The 18,587-nt window shown below is 63.0% G+C and carries 12 protein-coding genes, 1 tRNA gene and 1 pseudogene; 10 read left to right on the plus strand and 4 right to left on the minus strand.

The annotated features are described in order from the left end of the window. Window positions 1–49 precede the first annotated feature (49 nt). From ACYG9Z_RS18910 to ACYG9Z_RS18940, 7 genes are all read left to right on the plus strand, one after another. Entirely contained in the window at window positions 50–1,477 is a 1,428-nt protein-coding gene (locus ACYG9Z_RS18910) for a helix-turn-helix domain-containing protein (RefSeq protein WP_023751979.1), read from the plus strand. 149 nt (window positions 1,478–1,626) lie between these two features. Further along, a complete protein-coding gene (locus ACYG9Z_RS18915) occupies window positions 1,627–2,526 on the plus strand; it encodes a DUF2167 domain-containing protein (protein ID WP_031199285.1) in 900 nt (299 codons plus the stop codon). Window positions 2,527–2,687: 161 nt separating this feature from the next. After that, window positions 2,688–3,641 carry a DMT family transporter gene (locus tag ACYG9Z_RS18920; protein WP_023751980.1) on the plus strand — a complete coding sequence of 318 codons (954 nt, stop codon included), beginning with the start codon at window positions 2,688–2,690 and terminating at the stop codon, window positions 3,639–3,641. Between the two features lie 426 nt (window positions 3,642–4,067). Then, window positions 4,068–5,165, plus strand: a complete 1,098-nt coding sequence (locus ACYG9Z_RS18925; RefSeq protein ID WP_023669323.1) for a polyamine ABC transporter substrate-binding protein — start codon at window positions 4,068–4,070, stop codon at window positions 5,163–5,165. An 82-nt stretch (window positions 5,166–5,247) separates the two neighbouring features. Further along, window positions 5,248–6,387 carry an ABC transporter ATP-binding protein gene (locus tag ACYG9Z_RS18930; RefSeq protein WP_023729070.1) on the plus strand — a complete coding sequence of 380 codons (1,140 nt, stop codon included), beginning with the start codon at window positions 5,248–5,250 and terminating at the stop codon, window positions 6,385–6,387. Between the two features lie 9 nt (window positions 6,388–6,396). After that, on the plus strand, window positions 6,397–7,362 hold the full coding sequence (locus ACYG9Z_RS18935) for an ABC transporter permease subunit (RefSeq protein WP_027049422.1): 966 nt from the start codon (window positions 6,397–6,399) through the stop codon (window positions 7,360–7,362). Continuing rightward, window positions 7,359–8,177, plus strand: coding sequence for an ABC transporter permease (locus ACYG9Z_RS18940; protein ID WP_023669326.1), 819 nt, complete (start codon window positions 7,359–7,361; stop codon window positions 8,175–8,177). Before ACYG9Z_RS18935 ends, ACYG9Z_RS18940 begins: the two co-directional genes overlap by 4 nt. A gap of 42 nt (window positions 8,178–8,219) precedes the next feature. On the opposite strand, the gene ACYG9Z_RS18945 is transcribed toward ACYG9Z_RS18940, so the two are convergent. Further along, window positions 8,220–10,073: an AsmA family protein gene (locus ACYG9Z_RS18945; RefSeq protein WP_023751981.1), complete on the minus strand. Its 1,854-nt coding sequence runs from the start codon at window positions 10,071–10,073 to the stop codon at window positions 8,220–8,222. Between the two features lie 365 nt (window positions 10,074–10,438). Between ACYG9Z_RS18945 and ACYG9Z_RS18950 the strand changes: the two genes are divergently transcribed. After that, window positions 10,439–12,403 (plus strand): acetoacetate--CoA ligase, encoded by a 1,965-nt coding sequence (locus tag ACYG9Z_RS18950; RefSeq protein WP_023751982.1) that lies wholly within the window; start codon window positions 10,439–10,441, stop codon window positions 12,401–12,403. A gap of 265 nt (window positions 12,404–12,668) precedes the next feature. On the opposite strand, the gene ACYG9Z_RS18955 is transcribed toward ACYG9Z_RS18950, so the two are convergent. After that, a complete protein-coding gene (locus tag ACYG9Z_RS18955; protein ID WP_023751983.1) occupies window positions 12,669–16,673 on the minus strand; it encodes a PAS domain S-box protein in 4,005 nt (1,334 codons plus the stop codon). A gap of 324 nt (window positions 16,674–16,997) precedes the next feature. Here ACYG9Z_RS18955 and ACYG9Z_RS18960 point away from each other — a divergent pair, with 324 nt between their 5' ends. Together ACYG9Z_RS18960 and ACYG9Z_RS18965 are read left to right on the plus strand one after the other, a co-directional pair. Then, complete coding sequence (locus tag ACYG9Z_RS18960) at window positions 16,998–17,456, plus strand: phasin (protein ID WP_023715623.1); 459 nt, start codon at window positions 16,998–17,000, stop codon at window positions 17,454–17,456. Window positions 17,457–17,802: 346 nt separating this feature from the next. Beyond that, window positions 17,803–17,879, plus strand: a tRNA-His gene (locus ACYG9Z_RS18965). A 139-nt stretch (window positions 17,880–18,018) separates the two neighbouring features. On the opposite strand, the gene ACYG9Z_RS18970 is transcribed toward ACYG9Z_RS18965, so the two are convergent. Next, window positions 18,019–18,273 carry a hypothetical protein gene (locus tag ACYG9Z_RS18970; RefSeq protein ID WP_023681865.1) on the minus strand — a complete coding sequence of 85 codons (255 nt, stop codon included), beginning with the start codon at window positions 18,271–18,273 and terminating at the stop codon, window positions 18,019–18,021. A 67-nt stretch (window positions 18,274–18,340) separates the two neighbouring features. Beyond that, window positions 18,341–18,460, minus strand: a pseudogene (locus ACYG9Z_RS18975) (zinc-binding dehydrogenase); the annotation flags it as partial. Window positions 18,461–18,587 lie beyond the last annotated feature (127 nt).

Consider the following 18,587-nt stretch of genomic DNA (forward strand, 5'->3'; position numbering starts at 1 on the left):
GCGCCGTTCATCGCTCGCAAGGCGTGTAAATTCCTGTCAAGGAAAGCCGATGGCCGACCAGAAGATATTCGCCGGGCCGCGCATCCGCCGCATCCGCATCGCCAAAGGCCTGACCCAGACGGCGATGGCCGAGGGGCTCGGCATCTCGCCGTCCTATCTCAACCTGATCGAGCGCAACCAGCGGCCGCTGACGGTGCAACTGATCCTGAAGCTGGCCTCTGTCTACAAGGTCGACCCGCATGAATTGCAGGGTGAGGCGAGAGGGTCGATCTCGGCCTTGAAGGAAGTGTTCGGCGACCCGCTGCTTGCCGGTGAGCTGCCGGGCGACCAGGAACTGATCGAACTGGCCGAGGCAGCCCCCAACGCATCGGCTGCGATGATAAAACTGTTTCGCGCTTACCGCGAGCAGGCCGAGCGGCTGTCCGATCTCAACGAGCTTCTGGCGCGCGAGGGCCGCGCCACGGCGCTGTCCGGTGCGCGGCTGCCGATCGACGAAGTGCACGAGATTTTCGAGCGCCGGCCGAACCATTTTGCAGCACTGGAGGAAGAGGCCGAGGCCTTCACCTCGGTGCTCGACCCCGGCGACGATCTGTTCGGCGCGTTGAAGGCGTGGCTGAAGCGCGAGTATGGCATTGTCGTTAAAGTGCTGCCGGTCGCCACCATGCCGAACTGGCGGCGCCGTTATGACCGTCATTCGCAGCGTCTTTTTCTATCGGAGCGGCTGTCGCCGTTCGACCAGTTGCGCGAAGTCGCCATGGAGGCCTGCCTGATCCGCATGACGGTCGCGATCGCCGGCGAAATTCAGGCGCTGAAGCTCGGTACGGACGAAGCCCGCCGGCTCGCCCGCTTCGAGTTCGGCCGCTACGCCGCCCATGCCTTGATGATGCCCTATCAGGCCTTTCATGCCGCCGCCGTGCGGGCTCGTTACGATATCGATGTGCTGCGCTCGCGTTTCGGCGTCTCCTTCGAACAGGCGGCGAACCGCCTGACCATGCTGCAGCGTCCTGGCTTGTCCGGCGTCCCGGTCTTCATGCTCGAGGTCGACAATGCCGGCAACCGCTTCCGCAAGGCCGGCGGCCAGGGCTTTCCGCAAAGCCGCTTTGGCGGCGGCTGCCCGAAACTGCCGGTCCATGCCGCTTTCGCTTCGCCTGGCCAAATCCTGGTCGAGGCGGTGGAAATGCCCGACGGCGCCGAGTTCCTCTGCATCGCACGCACGCTCGAAGGGCCGCAGGGTTCGTTCTCCGAGCGCCCGCGCCGCACCGCGCTGCTGTTGGGCTGCGATATCGGCTTTCGCGACGAGATCGTCTATGGCGCCGGGCTGCCGGCAAAGGCCGGACAGGGCGCCGCCACGCCGGTCGGTCCCGCTTGCCGGCTATGCGAACGCATCGGCTGCCTCGCCCGCGCCGAGCCGCCGGTGACCCGTCCGCTGGGTCTCGACGAGATGGTGACGGGCCTGAGCGCCTTCGATTTCCAGTGATGCTTCTCGGGCTTGAGGTCGCGGAAGACTGCAGCTGTTTGCGCTAATCAATACAGCGCGGCCCGAACCATCGCCGAACCAAATATTGATTAAGCATCGGCGCTGCGCTATCGAAGGTGAGCTGCAGGGCAGCCAAGGGGGGACGGCTTATGAACAGGAAAGCTTTGTGGCTTGGCGTGGCGCTTGCCCTTTTGGCGGGGCCTGTTCTGGCAGAAAAATCCTCGGAATTCTTCAAGGACTATCAACAGTATAGTGACGACGGCAAGGCATTCCTGGACAAAATCGATCCAAAGACCGGCGCGGTCGACCTTCCCGAAGGCATCCATCTCGATCTCAAGGACAAGTTCTATTTTCTGGGCAAGAAGGACGCGACGTCCGTCCTGACCGAGGCCTGGGGCAATCCGCCTGATACCGCGTCCGAAGCAATCGGCATGATCTTCCCGGCCAAGTACGAGCCCATCGCCGGCAACGGTTGGGGCATCGAATTGCGCTATGAAAAGATCGGCCATGTCGATGACGCCGACGCCGCATCCATCGACTACACCGAACTGCTGAGCAGCATGCAGGCGGACACATTGTCGGCCAACGATCAGCGGGTAAAGGACGGCTTTCCCCCGATCAAGCTAATCGGCTGGGCCTCGCCGCCGGTCTATGATTTCGTCCACAAGCGGCTGCACTGGGCCAAGGAACTGCAGTTCGGAGACGATACCGTCCACACGCTCAATTACGACGTCCGTTTCCTCGGCCGGGAAGGCGTCTTCGTGATGAGCTACATCGCTACGGTTGAACAATTGCCGGAGATCAAGCAGAGCCTGGACGAAGTGCTGGGCGTGGCGGACTTCAACACCGGCAAGAAATACACCGATTTTCTGCCCGGCACCGACACGGTCGCCGCGGTTGGCATTGGCGGCCTCATCGCCGGAAAACTCGCGGCAAAGGCCGGCCTGATTGCGGTCGCGGTCATCGCCCTGAAAAAGTTCGGCATTCTGCTGCTGGTACCGCTGGCCGGTCTTTGGCGCTTTATCCGCGGCAACAAGGGCACGTCCTAGAAACGGCGGTGTTTGCCCGTATGGCTGCCGGTTGGCGGTGCGCCAAAGGGAATGCCGGGCTGGATCACGTCCGGCGGTAGCCTATGCGCTAGGCGAATACGGCACGTTTCTGTCGTCCATTGTGCATCATGCCGCCCCGAGATAGCCGACAGTCGCACCCCATGACCGATACCGCATCTTCTCCAATCGCCGCACCGCCGATCGTCTCGCCTCGCGAAGAGCGGGTCGGCTTGCTGCTGGTGTTCCTGTCGGCGCTGATGTGGAGCTTTGGCGGCACCATCGCCCGCTTCATCGACACCGCTGACAGTTGGACCGTGGTGTTCTGGCGATCGCTGTGGGCGGCTGTGTTCCTGATTTGCTTCATGGCCTGGCGCGACGGCTGGCGCGGCATGTTGCGGCTGTTTCGCGACATGGGCCTGCCCGGCCTTGCCGTGGCCGTCTGTTTCGCCACGGCGTCGACGTGCTTCGTTGTCGCGCTCGCCTACACCACCGTTGCCAATATCCTGTTGATGCAGGCCGGTGTGCCGCTGCTGGCGGCATTGCTTGCCTGGGTGCTGTTTCGCGAACGCGTCGCCGTCGCGACCTGGGTGGCGATCGCCGCCGTCATCGCCGGCGTCGCCATCATGGTGTCGGAATCGCTCGACGGCGCCGTATCGCCCATCGGCGACGGGCTGTCGCTGCTGATCGCCGTCATGTTCTCGATTGCCACCGTCATCACCCGGCGCTTCGCCCATGTGCGCATGACGCCGGCGACGTGCCTCGGCACGATGCTGGCAGCGGCTTTCGCCGCATCGCAAGCCACGCAGTTTGCCACGTCGGCCCACGACATGGCTTTCCTGTTTGCCTTCGGCGTCATCAATCTCGGCCTCGGCCTTGCCTTCTTCGCCACCGGCGCGAGGCTGGTTCCGGCGGCGATCGCAGCACTCCTCGGCACGTTCGAGCCGATCCTCGGACCGATCTGGGTCTGGCTCGTTCATGGCGAGGTGCCCTCGGTGCGCACCATCATCGGCGGCGCGGTGGTGGTCGCCGCGCTGCTCGTCCATATCGCGCTTGAATTCAAGCGCCAGGCGAGGCCTGCACGGCCGGGGACCACCGGCCTGCCATCCCCTAATTGACCCGCCTTTCCCTTGGTTGAGCCCGTCTTCCCTAATTACGCCCGTCTTTCCCCAATTAGCGAAGCCGCACGCCCTATTGACCGAGCTTCCCCGCGCGGGCCATTGACAACCTTGCTGCGGCACGGGCAGGCTGGGGGCACGGCAACAACAAGACAGGCTTATCTTGCCAAGTGTCCCCGCCGGTCGGACCAAGACCGGACCACAGCGTCGTATCCCTGCCCGCGCCGCGGCGAAAGCCTCTGACGGCGTCAGCGCGCCCGCCATGCGGGCACACAGAGCCATCATCTGCCGCTCGTCGAACCGCCCGGACGGCGCTGGCAGTTCATGCTTGTGGCTGCCCGGAAAGCTCAATACTCTGAAGCAAATGCCCAATCGCGCTCGAACAGCGACGACTTGGCGAAGGAACACTCATCAAAGGAGAACAGCATGATCCGCAAAGCGCTCTGGCTTTCGGCAACCTCGGCATTTCTGACGCTTTTCGCCGTTGGCGGCCATGCCGAGGATCGCGTCGTCAACGTCTTCAACTGGTCGGATTACATCGACAGTTCGATCATTGACGACTTCACCAAGGAGACCGGCATCAAGGTCGTCTACGACACCTTCGATTCCAATGAAATCCTCGAGACCAAGCTGCTTGCCGGCGGCAGCGGCTATGACGTCGTCGTGCCCAGCGGCAACTTCCTGGCCCGCCAGATCCAGGCCGGCGTGTTCCAGAAGCTCGACAAGTCGAAGCTGCCCAACATTTCCAACATGTGGGACACGGTTTCGGAGCGCACCGCCAAATACGATCCGGGCAATGAATACTCGATCAACTACATGTGGGGCACGGTCGGCATCGGCTACAACATCAAGAAGGTGCAGGCTGCACTCGGCACCGACAAGATCGACAGCTGGGATGTTTTCTTCAATCCCGACAGCCTGGCCAAGCTGAAGGACTGCGGCGTCTATGTGCTGGACTCGCCGGCCGACATCATCCCGGCGGCGCTCAAATATCTCGGCCTCGATCCGAACAGCACCTCACCTGACGACATCGCCAAGGCCGAGGAGACGTTGCTGAAGGTGCGGCCGTATATCCGCAAATTCCATTCGTCCGAATACATCAACGCGCTCGCCAACGGCGATATTTGCCTGGCGGTCGGCTGGTCGGGTGACGTCTTCCAGGCGCGCAACCGCGCGGTCGAGGCCAAGCAAGGCGTCGAGATCGGCTATTCCGTGCCCAAGGAAGGCGCCCAGATGTGGTTCGACCAGATGGCGATTCCCGCCGATGCGCCGCATGCCGCCGAGGCACTCGAATTTCTCAACTACATGATGAAGCCGGAAGTGATCGCCAAGTCGTCCAACTATGTGCTGTACGCCAACGGCAACAAGGCTTCGCAGCAGTTCGTCGACAAGGCACTGTTGGATGACCCGGCTGTCTATCCGGACGCCGAGACCCTGAAGAAACTCTATACGGTCCAGCCCTACGATCCCAAGACCCAGCGCCTGATCACGCGCAGCTGGACCAAGATCGTCACCGGCCAGTAAGCAACGCGACTGGTCCCGGCAGTCATCTGCCGGGACCATTCTTCTCTGGGGCAAGAAGCAAAAAAACAGGACGGAGTGGGACATGAAATCGCTTGGCAGCATCCGCAGGGATTTTGCGCCTTGGACTGATCCGAATGCCAAGCCATACATTCAGTTCGAGAACGTCACCAAGAAGTTCGGTGACTTCACAGCCGTCAACAATCTATCGCTGACCATTTTCGAGCGCGAGTTCTTCGCCCTGCTCGGCGCGTCCGGTTGCGGAAAGTCGACTTTGCTCAGGATGCTTGCCGGCTTTGAGGAGCCGACCGCCGGCCGTATCCTTCTCGACGGCCAGGATTTGCGCGGCATCCCGCCCTATCGCCGCCCGGTCAACATGATGTTCCAGTCCTATGCGCTGTTCCCGCATATGACGGTGGAAAAGAACATTGCCTTCGGCCTCAAGCAGGAAGGCATGCCGGGACCGGATATCGAAAAGCGCGTCGCCGAGATGCTGAAGCTGGTCAAGCTCGAGCAGTTCGCCAAGCGCAAGCCGCACCAGCTCTCCGGCGGGCAGCGCCAGCGCGTCGCACTCGCCCGCTCGGTCGCCAAGCGGCCGAAAGTGCTGCTGCTCGACGAACCGCTCGGCGCGCTCGACAAGAAGCTGCGCGAGGAAACGCAGTTCGAGCTGATGGACCTGCAGCAAAATCTCGGGCTCACTTTCGTCGTCGTCACCCACGACCAGGAAGAGGCGATGACCATGGCCGACCGCATCGCCATCATCGACAAGGGCGAGGTGATGCAGGTGGCGACGCCGGCGGAAGTCTATGAAGCCCCCAGTTCGCGCTTCGTTGCCCACTTCGTCGGCAATGTGAACATGTTCGAGGGCAAGGTCGCCGAGCGTGCGGCAAACACCACGCGCATCACCGGCGCGACAGGGGCCCAGATCGTCGTCGAAAACAGCACCGATACAAAGGCCGGTTCCGACATCGTCTTCGCCATCAGGCCGGAGAAGATCAAGGTGTCGTCGACGAAACCGGCCGACGCCGTCAATGCGCTTGAGGGCGAGGTCTACGACGTTGCCTATCTCGGCGACATGACCGTCTACCACATCCGGCTGGATGACGGGCAGATCATCAGGGCAAGCGCGCTCAACGCGGCGCGAGTCACCGAGGACCCGCTGACCTGGAACGACCGCGCCTGGGTCTCCTTCCGGCCGGATGCCGGCGTCGTGCTGACACGGTAGGGGGCGGCCATGTCCAACATTGCACTCACCGACGCCGGTCCATCGGCCGCGGCCAAACCGTTCCTGATGCGGCTCGGTGCCGGCTTTGTCAGCCGGCTCGTCATCATCGTGCCTTATCTCTGGCTGCTGTTCTTCTTCTTCATCCCGTTCATCATCGTCTTCAAGATTTCGCTGTCGCAGTCGGCGATCGCCATGCCGCCCTACACGCCGGCGCTCGATTTCAGGGACGGCATGTCCGGGTTCTTTGTCCGCTTCCGCGAACTCAGCGTCGACAATTATGTCTGGCTAACGCAGGACGCGCTTTACTTCAAAGCCTACGTGACCAGTGTTATCATCGCTGCTGTCTCGACGATCCTGACCTTGCTCGTCGGCTTCCCGATCGCCTACGGCATGGCCCGCGCGCCGGCGACGATCCGTCCGACCTTGCTGATGCTGGTTATCCTGCCGTTCTGGACGTCGTTCCTGATCCGCGTCTATGCCTGGATCGGCATCCTCAAGCCCGAGGGTCTGCTCAATCAGCTGCTGTTGTCGCTGCACATCATCAATCAGCCACTGATCATCCTCAACACTTACACGGCGATCTTCATCGGCATCGTCTATTCCTACCTGCCATTCATGGTGCTGCCGCTCTATTCGTCGCTGGAAAAGATGGATTACTCGCTGATCGAGGCGGCAAAGGATCTCGGCTGCCCGCCGACATCAGCCTTCTGGAAGATCACGTTCCCGCTGTCGCTGCCCGGGGTCATCGCCGGCTGCCTGCTGGTGTTCATTCCAGCGGTTGGCGAGTTCGTCATTCCCGATCTGCTCGGCGGCTCGCAGACGCTGATGATCGGCAAGACCTTGTGGAATGAATTCTTCGCCAACCGTGACTGGCCGGTGTCGTCGGCCGTCGCCGTCATCCTGCTGCTGCTCCTGATCGTGCCGATCATGCTCTTCCAGCAGGCCCAGGCACGCGCCCAGGAGCAGGACAAATGAACGCCACCTGGAGCCGCTTCAACGTCACCTCGGTCGTGCTGGGCTTTGCCTTTCTCTATCTGCCGATCGTGCTGCTCATCGTCTTCTCCTTCAACGAGTCGAAGCTGGTCACCGTCTGGGGCGGCTTCTCGACCAAATGGTATGCCTCGCTGTTCCACAATCAGGGGCTGATGGACGCCACCTGGGTGACCGCGCGTGTGGGTGTCATCTCCGCCACTGTGGCAACCGTGCTCGGCACGCTGGCAGCACTGACCTTGACCCGCTACACCCGCTTCCGCGGCCGCATCCTGTTTTCCGGCATGGTGTTTGCGCCGCTGGTCATGCCGGAAGTCATCACCGGCCTGTCGCTGTTGCTGCTGTTCGTTGCCGTCGGTCTCGACCGTGGCTTCCTGACCGTGACGCTTGCTCACATCACCTTGACCATGTGCTTCGTGGCTGTCGTCGTGCAGTCGCGCCTGGTGTCGTTCGATCGTTCGCTGGAAGAAGCTGCCTTGGACCTCGGCGCAACGCCGGTAAAGACCTTCTTTCAGATCACGCTGCCGGTCATCATGCCGGCCATCGTCTCCGGCTGGATGCTGGCCTTCACCCTGTCGCTTGACGACCTGGTCATCGCCTCCTTCACCTCCGGGCCTGGCGCCACCACGCTGCCGATGAAGATCTACAGCCAGGTGCGTCTCGGCGTGACGCCGGAAATCAACGCCGCCTGCACCATCCTGATCGCCGTCGTGGCGGTAGGCGTCATCATCGCTTCGGTCGCCAACAAGCGGCGTGAGGTGCAACGCCAGCTCGACGAACAGGCCGCGCAGCGCGGTTGATTGCGTCAAACGAGGGATAGGGCGATCCCGGTAAGGGTCCGCCTATTCGCCTGAGACGCCGCGGCTGATCGGCGAGATGAACGGCGTGCTCCAGGTGCCGCCGACGAAGAATGACGACTGGTTGGATCCCTGCTGGCCATTGACCGGTGCCGCTGCCGGGTCGGCCTGGGTGACACCCCCCGAAAGCGCCAGCCCGCGTCCGCCGTAAGAGGCGATGCCGGACAGCCAGACCTTGTATTTCGCCGAATTGGCCTCGGCCTTGTCCAGCCTTGCCACACCCTTCGAGATGGTGGCCTTGAGCTCGGCGCCGTCCATCGGCAGTGTCCCGTCCGAGACGTCGTCGAGCGCGAAGAAGCCGCCCTGTTCCGTGTGCTTCAGAAATGCCGGCAAATTGAGCCCGCTCAGCGCGCCCGGCCCGAACGTCGCAGAGACCGAGCCGTCCGCGTTCTCGAAGATCGAGTCCCAGGATTTGCCCGGCCCTTTGAGAATGACCGAGACAGTGCCGGTGCTGGCCGGCACCAGCCGCGTCATTCCGGCCGCGGTGCCGAAAGCGGCGCCGTCAATGTCGGAGGCGAGCAGCCGGATCTCGACCTGCGAGCCCTCCGGTTTGCGGTCGAAACGCAGGCTACTTTGCACGTTGCCGCCAAAGGCCGACGCATCGGAGATATCGAAGACGGCAAGCCCGTTCTTCACCTGCGCCGTAGCGGCGACGTCGGCAAGCTGGATTGCGCCGGCCGAGGCATGTGCCGCTGACAGCCTCAGATCGAGATTGATCCGGTCGGCGAAGCTGGTGTCGATTTCGCCGGGACCGGTCTCGCCGGTCGGCGCCAGCGGCGTGAAGGCCGAAAACAGCGACCTGAGGTCGAGCGTATCGAAGGCGAGTGTGCCTGATATCACCGGCAAGGCGTCGCCGAACGAAAAATCCAGCGCCCCCATTCCCGGGTTGCTGTCGAGCGTCACCGCGGTGTTTTCGAATTTGACGCGGCCGGCGGTCGCCGTGATCTTGCTCGAAATCGAGACCGAACCGATCGCCGTACCAGGGGCAATGCCGGCCTGCGACCATTCCAGCACGCGCCGCAGCGAGGGCGCGGCGAATTTCGCCTGGCCATCGAAATAGGCGTTTTGCGACATGCTGGCCGTGCCGTCGAACGAGAAGCTGGCCGGCGCTGCCTTGAACGAAAACGTGACCGGTGCGGCGCCGCCGGCAAACAGCACCAGCGGCTTGGGCGAGGCGGCATCGACGGTGACGCTCTCGCCGCGCCAGATTCCGGTCGCCGACAAGGTCGCGTTGCTGTTCATCGCTGCCCAGCTCGCCTGGCCGGACAGGCTGGTCAACAATTCGACGTCCTTGCCGCCGATGGAGGCGACCATGCGGCCGTCCCTGAATTCCACTGTGCCGAACGGATCGGCGGGCAGCTTGCTCAGGTCCGGCTTCGTCGGATCGGCGTTGACCACGCCGCGCGCCGTGTCGATGGAGCGGGTGATGCGTCCGCCCGTTGGTATGGCGGGCAGGAATATGCCGTTTGCGGCGCGCTGGACCCGGATCGTCGGCCGCACCAGCCGCGCCGTCGAAAACACCACATCGCCCTGCAGCGCCGCCATGGCCGAAAGGTCGACCTCGACCCGTTCGGCCTCGATCACCGGCGGCGCGTCGGTCTCGGTCCACTGCGACAGCGTGACGTCGCTCAATATGGCGCGGAACTTCGGCCACACCTCGATGCGCGGCGAACCGGCGATGGTGACCCTGAAACCGCTCCACGCGCTCATTTCCCAGGCGATGCGATCGCGCACGATCCGGGTCGAGGCAAACAGCGGCAGAGCGGCGACGACCAGCGCGATGACGAGCACGGCAACGCCGATCGCCCATATTCCGCGCCGGATCAAAGGTGATGGCATATTGCCCCGGTTGCTTTCATTCCGATAAAAATCGCCTGACGGGTGTAACCGCCAGTTGTCACCACGCCTTCCAGTCGTCACTACGACTTAGGGCTGAGGCATTTCAAGTCTTTATGGCCCGGCGATGGCAATTGCGCACACATGGCCGAGTTTAGCGGAACAAAATCTTGCTCTGCCGCACGGTGGTAGGCATAAGCGATGCAGCTTCAGCCTGCTACGAGGCGCGGCGTTTTTGGGACAGCGCGCCTGTAAAGCTGAGGCTAGTGCATGTCGCCCGGAGAGTGCAGCGGTTCCGGGACAACGACGTGCATCAAAACAAAAGCATATCTATCTTGCGACGCGACGGGCTTCAAGGAGGATCGATAATGGCTGCCGAAGCACCGCTCTGGACCCCGACGCAAGACCAGATCGACGCAGCACCACTGACCGCGTTCATGAAGGCAGCAGCGGCCAAAAGCGGCACATCCTTCGCCTCCTACGCCGAACTGCACCGCTGGTCGGTCGAGGATCGCGAAGGCTTCTGGAGCCTGCTGTGGGACTTTTGCGGCATTGTCGGCGACAAAGGGACCGATGGGACGGTGCTCGTCGATGGCGACAAGATGCCCGGCGCATCGTTCTTTCCCGATGCGACACTGAACTTCGCCGAGAACCTGCTGAAGAAGACCGGTTCCGGTGACGCGATCGTCTTTCGCGGCGAGGACAAGATCGAGCGGCGGCTGTCGTGGAGCGAACTGCACCAGCTGACCTCGCGCTTTCAGCAGCTTTTCCTGTCGCTCAAGGTGAAAAAGGGCGACCGCATCGCGGCGATGATGCCCAACATGCCGGAAACCGTCGCCGCCATGCTGGCGGCCGCCTCCATCGGCGCGGTCTGGTCGTCCTGTTCCCCCGATTTCGGCGAGCAGGGCGTGCTCGACCGTTTCGGCCAGATCGAGCCGGTGATATTCATTGCGCCGGACGGCTATTGGTACAATGGCAAGGCAATCGAGGTAGCCGACAAGATCGCTGCCGTTGCGGCGAAGCTCGAAACCTTCCGCAAGGTCCTGATCGTCGACTATCTCGGTACCTCGCGCGATATCGCAGCGATCATCGACAAGGCCGTGGCGCTCGAAGAGGCGCTGTCACCCTTTGCCGCCAAAGCGGTCACGTTCGAGCGGCTGCCGTTCGCGCATCCGCTCTACATCCTGTTTTCGTCAGGTACCACCGGCATTCCCAAATGCATCGTCCATTCGGCCGGCGGCACGCTGGTCCAGCACGTCAAGGAACACCGGCTGCATGCCGGGCTCGTCGAAGGCGACCGCTTCTTCTACTTCACCACCTGCGGCTGGATGATGTGGAACTGGCTGGTGTCGGGCCTGGCCTCGGGCGCCACGCTGCTGCTCTATGACGGCTCACCCTTCCACCCCGACGGCAATGTGCTGTTCAGCTTCGCCGATGCCGAGAAGATGACCTTTTTCGGCACCTCGGCCAAATTCATCGATTCCGTGCGCAAGGCCGGGCTCAAGCCTATCCGCAGCCATGATCTGTCGAGTGTGCGGGCGATTTCCTCGACCGGCTCACCGTTGTCGCCGGAGGATTTCCGCTTCGTCTTTGACGGCATCAAGAAGGACGTACATCTGGCCTCGGTTTCCGGCGGCACCGACATCGTCTCCTGTTTCGTGCTCGGCGTACCGACGCAACCGGTCTGGACCGGCGAGATCCAGGGTCCCGGCCTCGGCCTTGCTGTCGATGTATGGGACGATGACGGCAAGCCGATCCGCGAGCAAAAGGGTGAGCTGGTTTGCACCAAGGCGTTTCCGTCGATGCCGATCGGCTTCTGGAACGATCCTGAGGGCAAGAAATACCATGCGGCCTATTTCGAGCGCTTCGACAATGTCTGGTGCCACGGCGACTTCGCCGAATGGACCGCGCATGGCGGCATGATCATCCACGGCCGTTCCGACGCGACGCTCAATCCGGGCGGTGTGCGCATCGGCACGGCGGAGATCTACAATCAGGTCGAACAGATGCCGGAAATCCTTGAGGCGCTGTGCATCGGCCAGGATTTCGACAATGACGTGCGCGTCGTGCTGTTCGTGCGGCTGGCCGCCGGCGTGACGCTGGACGAGGATCTGGAAAAGCGCATTCGTTCCAAGATCCGCAGCGGCGCCAGCCCGCGCCACGTGCCGGCAAGGATCGTCGCCGTCAGCGACATTCCGCGCACCAAATCGGGCAAGATCACCGAGCTTGCAGTGCGCGACGTGGTGCATGGCCGCGCCATCAAGAACAAGGAAGCGTTGGCCAATCCAGAGGCGCTGGAGCTGTTCAGGAACCTGCCACAGCTGGCTGAGTGACGCGGCCGGGATGGTTAACCAGATATGTCGGTCGAATTTACCTAGATTTCATGAGTGGTACACAATCGTAAATTTTTTGGACGGCCGGTAAGGAGTTGTTAAGGCCCGGCGCCGATAGTCGCACGTAACTTGAGGGAGAAATCCCGTTCCTCGTCCCCTGAGGATCAGATTCGCTCAAGCCCCCGTTGTGACAGCAAATCCCATTTAAGGCGTCCTGTTGGACGCCTTTTCTTTGTCCGGGATTCTCGCCCGGGAATGGCCGGCCCTATTCGGCCAGCACCCGCGTCGACGGGAAGGCGACCTCGACCAGCGTCCCTTCGCCCGGCGTCGAGGTGATGGTGAAGCGGGCGCGGTTGGCTTCCACCATCGCCTTGGTCAGCGGCAGGCCGAGACCGGTGCCGTCGCCACGCCCGCGCTTCAGCGCATTGATCTGCTTGAATGGCTTCAGCGCCTGCTCGATCTCGGCATGGCTCATGCCAATGCCGGTATCGCGCACCCGCATGACAACGTCGCCGGAGGTTTCATAGGCGGTCGACACGATCACCTGTCCGCCGGCTTGCGTATAGCGAATGGCGTTGGACAGGATGTTGAGCGCGATCTGGCGCACGCTTCTGAGGTCGGCGACGACTTCCGGCAGTCGCGAGGCGAAGCTGGAGCGAATGATGACACGCTCGCGGTTGGCCTGCGGCTGCATCATCGCCACCGTCTCGGCCAGCGTATCGTTGAGCGACACCGCCTCGTAGTCCATTTCCTGCTGGCCGGCCTCGATCTTCGAAATGTCGAGGAGGTCATTGACGAGATCGAGCACATGGTTGCCCGAGCGGTTGATGTCTCTGAGATAGTCGCGGTAGCGGTCATTGGCTACCGGGCCGAACTTCTCGTCCACCATCAGCTCGGAAAAGCCGATAATGGCGTTGAGCGGCGTGCGGATCTCGTGGCTGATGCGGGCGAGGAAATCGGTCTTCTGCGAGGAGGCGCGCTCGGCCACCGCGCGCGCCTGGGTCAGATCCTCTTCGGCCCGCTTCCACTGCGTGATGTCGCGCACCACGGCGCAGAAGCCGCTGTCATTGGGCAGCCTGCCGATGGTCATGAACAGCGGGATGAAGCGCCCTTGCGCCTCGCGCCCGATCACCTCGCGGCCATCGTTCATCACACTCGCCACGCCGGGCTCGGACAGGCCGTTCAGATAGTCGCGCGCCGCGCGCTGGCTTTCGATGGCAAACAGCGAGGCGAACGGTTTACCGGTGACGTCGTCGCTGTCGAAGCCGAACAGCGCCTCGGCCGGCCGGCTGATCGAGCGGATGTCGCCGTCGCGGCCGATCAACACCACACCATCGGTCGCGGTGTCGATGATGGTGCGCATCTCGGCAATGCGCGCTTTGAGTTCGGAGACATCGGGCTGCGTCTGCTCGTCGGCTGCGAGATGCGCAACCATCGGCGGCTCGTTGTCGCCGGTACGTCGCACCACCAGCATCAGCGCCTTGCCGGCGCGCCACGGCACCGAACGCAAAATGGCTTCGATCGGAAATTCCTGGCCCTCGCGCGTCTTCAGTTTGAGTGTGTGGTCGCTTTCGCCGGCCATTTCTGAATAGGGATCGGCAAACAGCGCGTCGAGCCCGCCGGCGTCGCTCAGGTCCTCAAGCGTGTCATAGCCGGTCAGGCCGAGGAATTCCTCATTGGCGTAATGAAGCTCGTCGCCCGAATGGATGAGCAGCGGCACCGGCAGCTTGCCGAGGATCGACGTGTCAGGGGCCTTGTGTTCATCTCCGGCCGAGAATGCCGAAGGCATGAACCCCTCAAGCTTGAGCGGCGGCACTTTCAGGCGCTGTGGTTCTGCCGGCACTGTGTCCGCATCGCCGGCCTTGTCCCCGTCTTCCACGGCCGAGTCAGTCGCCTCGTCGGACGGCGCCCAATCCTCATTGTCCTCGGCATCGCGGAAATCGGCCGACGTCATGCTGTCGTCTTCACCGGCATTGGCCGGCGTCTCGGCAACAGCCGGCTGTGGCTCTGCGGCCTCGACGATCTCTTGGGCTTGCGTATCATCCGGTTCGGAAGCCGGCGCAGGTTCGTCGTTGGACGACGTTGCTTCCGTACTGTTTTCGGTGACGGAGCCTGGTTCGGGATCGGCATAGTCGAGCAGGGAGCGCGACACTGTCGGCGCCTTCGCCTCGCCTGCTTCGCCGTCCGCAAGGCCGTCGTCCGGCTGCTCGCCGTCAAGCCGCGCGAGATCCTTTTCGTCCTCGGCATCGCTTTCCGGCGGTTCGGCCTCAGCCGTTTCATTTTCGGGTGCGGTTGCCGATGGTTCAGCCACGGCAGCCGGGCCGGCTTCGCCCGGACTCGAGACCTCGGCGGGCCGCCGGGCTGGCGCGGCTGTTTCAGCCTGGTTCGCCTCGACACGATCCGGCTTGAGCTCATCTGCCTTGGCCTGGTCTGGCGTTACCTGATCCGGATTGGCCGGTTCGGCCTGCTTGGCAGTCTCCGGCTGCTCCGGCGGGGGATTGTCCTTCTTCAGCCGCTCGCCGATTTCGCGGAAAGCGCTGCGCTCCAGCGTCGACAGGCCCCTCTCGCTTGTCGGCTGCTTGTCGTTGGCGGGCTGCCGATGCTCGGCCAGCCGGATGACCTTGTCGGCAAAACGACGTTCCTGCTTCGGCACGATGGTCAGCGCCGGCACTTCGCCCTCGAACGGATCGGCCGCCTTGGGAGCTTCCGCCACGGGCTGTTCCGGGGCCGGCTCAGCTGCTGCCGCTGGCGCGCCATTGGGGACCAGCGCCATGCCGATTGCTTCCGGATCGACCACCGCATCGCCGGCGCGGGCGACGCCGAAACCACGAAAACCTTCGAAGGCGCGGCTGCGGCCATAGACAGGCAGTGCTGCCAGATCGACCGGTATCTTCAGGTCGGAGCCGGCAACCGGCCACAGTACCGAGCGGCCCGACCAGGTGTCGCGCCGTTCAAGCAGGCCCGCGATCTCGCCCGAGGCGTCGAGGCCGAAAGTTGTCGCGACGTCCTTGAAGCGGCGGCCGATCACGTCGGCGGCGGCTTTGCCGACAATGTCGCCGAATTCCGGCGACAGCGCGCTGAACTTGCCGTCGGCGTCGGTGCGCCAGACGAAGCGCAGCGGCGGCGCCGAGCGGTCGACCTCACGTTTGGCGGGAGGCGTAGCCGGTGGGGCTGCGTCAGACGGCAGGGCGGGCGCAGCGGCACTGCTGTCCAACTGCGCACTCTCGGCCGGGGAAACAGAGTCCGGCTCGGCCTGCGCCGGGCTGTCCGGCTCGCCCGCCTGCGGCTCTTCGCCGGCATGGAAGTACCAATGATCATGTTGCGCCGGCGCGCTGTCATTCGCCGCCTGCTCGCGGCCGGTCGTCTGCTCGCGATGGTCCGCCTTTGTATCGGTTGACGCCGAAGCATCATGCTCGGTGGCAGCCGGACCTGTCTCCCCGACATCAGGCGCGGCCGCGAGTGGGGCGCCCTGATTCCCGCTTGCGGGGGGGTGGTCAGCCACCGCATCCACCGTTACCGCGTTCTCCGCGGCGGCTTGCGCCGGGCCATCGTCGACCTGCGCTGCAGCAGGTTTGGCATCCAGCTCGCCGACAGGATTTTCCTCACCGAGCTGATCCTCGTCGATGACCACCAGCAGATGCCTGGACTCGGTCAGGCGCGCGAAGCCGGCCGGATAGGACGTGGCGCCGCCGGGGACCAGCCGCTTGACGATGCGGTCGTCCTGGCTCGCCACGTCGGCGACAAGCGCGGCCAGCGTCTCAGGCCGGATGGCGAGCGCGCCAAAGCCATCCGAAGCCGCCTCGACAGTGCCGGCGGCGTCGACAAAGGCGATGAAATGGCCGTCTTCGGTAAAGCCGCTGATCGCGCGGGCCGCAATGTCGGCAGCACTGCGCGAGCCGGCCTGCGCTGCCGGCACCACCAGCATGATGGCGCTTTCGCCGTCCGGCATAGTCACCGCACTGGCCAGGAAGCCGACGGCGCGGCTGGTGATGCCGGTCGCCAGCCGTACCGTAATGGCGCGGTCGCTGCCGATCTGCGGGAAGCCCGCGGTCGCCATGATCTGACGCCTGGCGATCAGCGGCAGCTGTGCCGAGGCGCCGATGATGGCCTCGATGTCGGGATAGCCGAACACCGCAGCGCCCGGGCCGTTGGCCCAGATCACCTGTTCGAGGTCGGCCGACAGAATCGCGATCGCGTCGCCGGCGGCGAAGCGCTGGCGAACCGCATCAAGCACGGCGACATCGAGGAAAGAGTAGTTCTCGGAAGGCATGCGCTTGGCGGACCCTTTCGGTGAAACCTCTTGGCGAACCCCTCTTGGCGAACCTACAAGGCGGGCAATTTGCAGTTAACGCTTTGTTAATAAAAGCCCGCGCGGCGAAGGTCCACAAGCCATGGCGGGAAGCAGGTGGAATCTCTGGCCACTTGGTTAACAGCCCCTCGGAATGCCCTTGGGTAACCTCTTGGGGTAACGCATGGGAAGAAATTATGGTGCACTGCAACAAAGATATTGCATCGCACAAAAAAACCGCTATATTGCCATCATACATGAACGAGACGGCTTTTTGTCAAAGCCGCTACCCCGAAAGGATGGAAAATGACCAAGGCCAAGACCGCTGAGACCTTCGAAAACGTTGAATTCCCGAGCTTCGACGCTTCCAAGGCAACCGACCAGATCCGCGCTTTCGCCGAAAAGGGCGTCGAGCAGTCGAAGGAAGCCTACTCCAAGCTGAAGACCGGCGCCGAAGAGACCCAGAAAGTCCTGGAATCGACCTTCGAGACTGCCAAGACCGTTTCCAGCGACCTGTCGCTCAAGACCATCGCCGCTCTGCGCGCCAATGCCGAAGCCGGCTTCTCGCATCTCGAGGCCCTCATCGGCGCCAAGTCGCTGTCGGAAGTGGTCGAACTGCAGACCGCCTTCCTGCGCAAGCGCGTCGAGACCACGGTCGAGCAGGCCAAGGACTTCCAGGCTGTTGCTTCGAAGGCTGCCGAAGACGTCTCCAAGCCGGTCAAGACCGCTTTCGAGAAGGCCCTGAAGGACATCAAGGCCGCCTAATAATTGCGCACAACTCTGCGATGCATCAAAACGTCGCATTTCGTCAGACAAATAGGTGTGCGATAGAGTTGTCCAAATGAATACCCGGCGAGTGGAACCTCCTCCCTCTGCTCTCCGGGGTGACCAGCCAGCACCTCCTCCCGCTGGCTCGTAACAGGAAAAGGCCGGCACCTCCTCCCGCCGGCCTTTTTCTTTTGCCGAAGAAACCGGCGCCTGTTGGCGGAACCGGCTTTGCCTTATCAAAGGCCTTGAATTAGTCTCTGATAGACCGTATTGGACGCATCGCCGAACGACAGAGCGGATCTCGGAGAATGAATTTTCACCACGATCTGGCTCAGGCGAACGTGCCGTTGTAGCTCAGATGGTTAGAGCGCCGGATTGTGGATCCGGAGGTCGCTGGTTCGATCCCAGCCAACGGTACCACCGAATTTTCCGCTAAAGTAAGCCGATCCCGGCGATCCACGGGAGATCAAGACCTGTATGGCGCTGTCGGCAGGGCAGGAAGACCCTGACTGCACACACACCGCGGTGCAGATACCCGCGCCGCATCTAAGGTTTCATTTTACTCCAGCGGTTCGTCGGTCGGCCGAGGCGTCGTGCCTGCCTGACGAGGACGGCCGGCATTGCGATTTGCAATACGGCTGTCGAGCGGCGATCTGGACGCTTGCTGGGCGCCAGCGGTCTTGGGCGCCGTCGGCTTGGCGCCGGAATCGCTGTTTTCAGCGTCGCGACGGGGATGTGGCAGGCCGGTGGCCTCAGGCGATCTGACCGAAGGTGTGGCGGCCGGGTTTGTCGATACGGGTTTGTCCTTGGCCATTTTCAACTCTCGCCTTTTCAGCATGCAGACGGCCGGACAACATAGTCGGGCCACTGAGGCAGAACGGTCAGCCGTGCGGGCGCATCACGACTTTGATGCAGCCGTCCTCCTTGTCGCGGAAGGTTTTGTAAAGTTCGGGCCCGGCCTTGGGGCCAGCCCGATGAAATGACGGGTCGATATCGCCGTTCTGAACTTTCTGCAGCGATGTCGCGTTCATCCTGGATCGTCGGATCGGCCACCTGATCGCAGCGTATCTCGCCTTTGCCGTGCCATGTGAGGGCCTGCATGTGCTGTTCCTTGACGACAAGCTCTGC

Source organism: Mesorhizobium sp. RSR380A, assembly GCF_054719385.1.

Bases quoted from the DNA above. Each gene is read 5' to 3' on its own strand.
- ACYG9Z_RS18935 (WP_027049422.1), top strand. From the start codon at position 6,397: ATGTCCAACATTGCACTCACCGACGCCGGTCCATCGGCCGCGGCCAAA.
- ACYG9Z_RS18940 (WP_023669326.1), top strand. From the start codon at position 7,359: ATGAACGCCACCTGGAGCCGCTTCAACGTCACCTCGGTCGTGCTGGGC.
- ACYG9Z_RS18960 (WP_023715623.1), top strand. From the start codon at position 16,998: ATGACCAAGGCCAAGACCGCTGAGACCTTCGAAAACGTTGAATTCCCG.
- ACYG9Z_RS18945 (WP_023751981.1), bottom strand. From the start codon at position 10,073: ATGCCATCACCTTTGATCCGGCGCGGAATATGGGCGATCGGCGTTGCC.
- ACYG9Z_RS18955 (WP_023751983.1), bottom strand. From the start codon at position 16,673: ATGCCTTCCGAGAACTACTCTTTCCTCGATGTCGCCGTGCTTGATGCG.
- ACYG9Z_RS18920 (WP_023751980.1), top strand. From the start codon at position 2,688: ATGACCGATACCGCATCTTCTCCAATCGCCGCACCGCCGATCGTCTCG.
- ACYG9Z_RS18970 (WP_023681865.1), bottom strand. From the start codon at position 18,273: ATGGCCAAGGACAAACCCGTATCGACAAACCCGGCCGCCACACCTTCG.
- ACYG9Z_RS18930 (WP_023729070.1), top strand. From the start codon at position 5,248: ATGAAATCGCTTGGCAGCATCCGCAGGGATTTTGCGCCTTGGACTGAT.
- ACYG9Z_RS18915 (WP_031199285.1), top strand. From the start codon at position 1,627: ATGAACAGGAAAGCTTTGTGGCTTGGCGTGGCGCTTGCCCTTTTGGCG.
- ACYG9Z_RS18950 (WP_023751982.1), top strand. From the start codon at position 10,439: ATGGCTGCCGAAGCACCGCTCTGGACCCCGACGCAAGACCAGATCGAC.
- ACYG9Z_RS18910 (WP_023751979.1), top strand. From the start codon at position 50: ATGGCCGACCAGAAGATATTCGCCGGGCCGCGCATCCGCCGCATCCGC.
- ACYG9Z_RS18925 (WP_023669323.1), top strand. From the start codon at position 4,068: ATGATCCGCAAAGCGCTCTGGCTTTCGGCAACCTCGGCATTTCTGACG.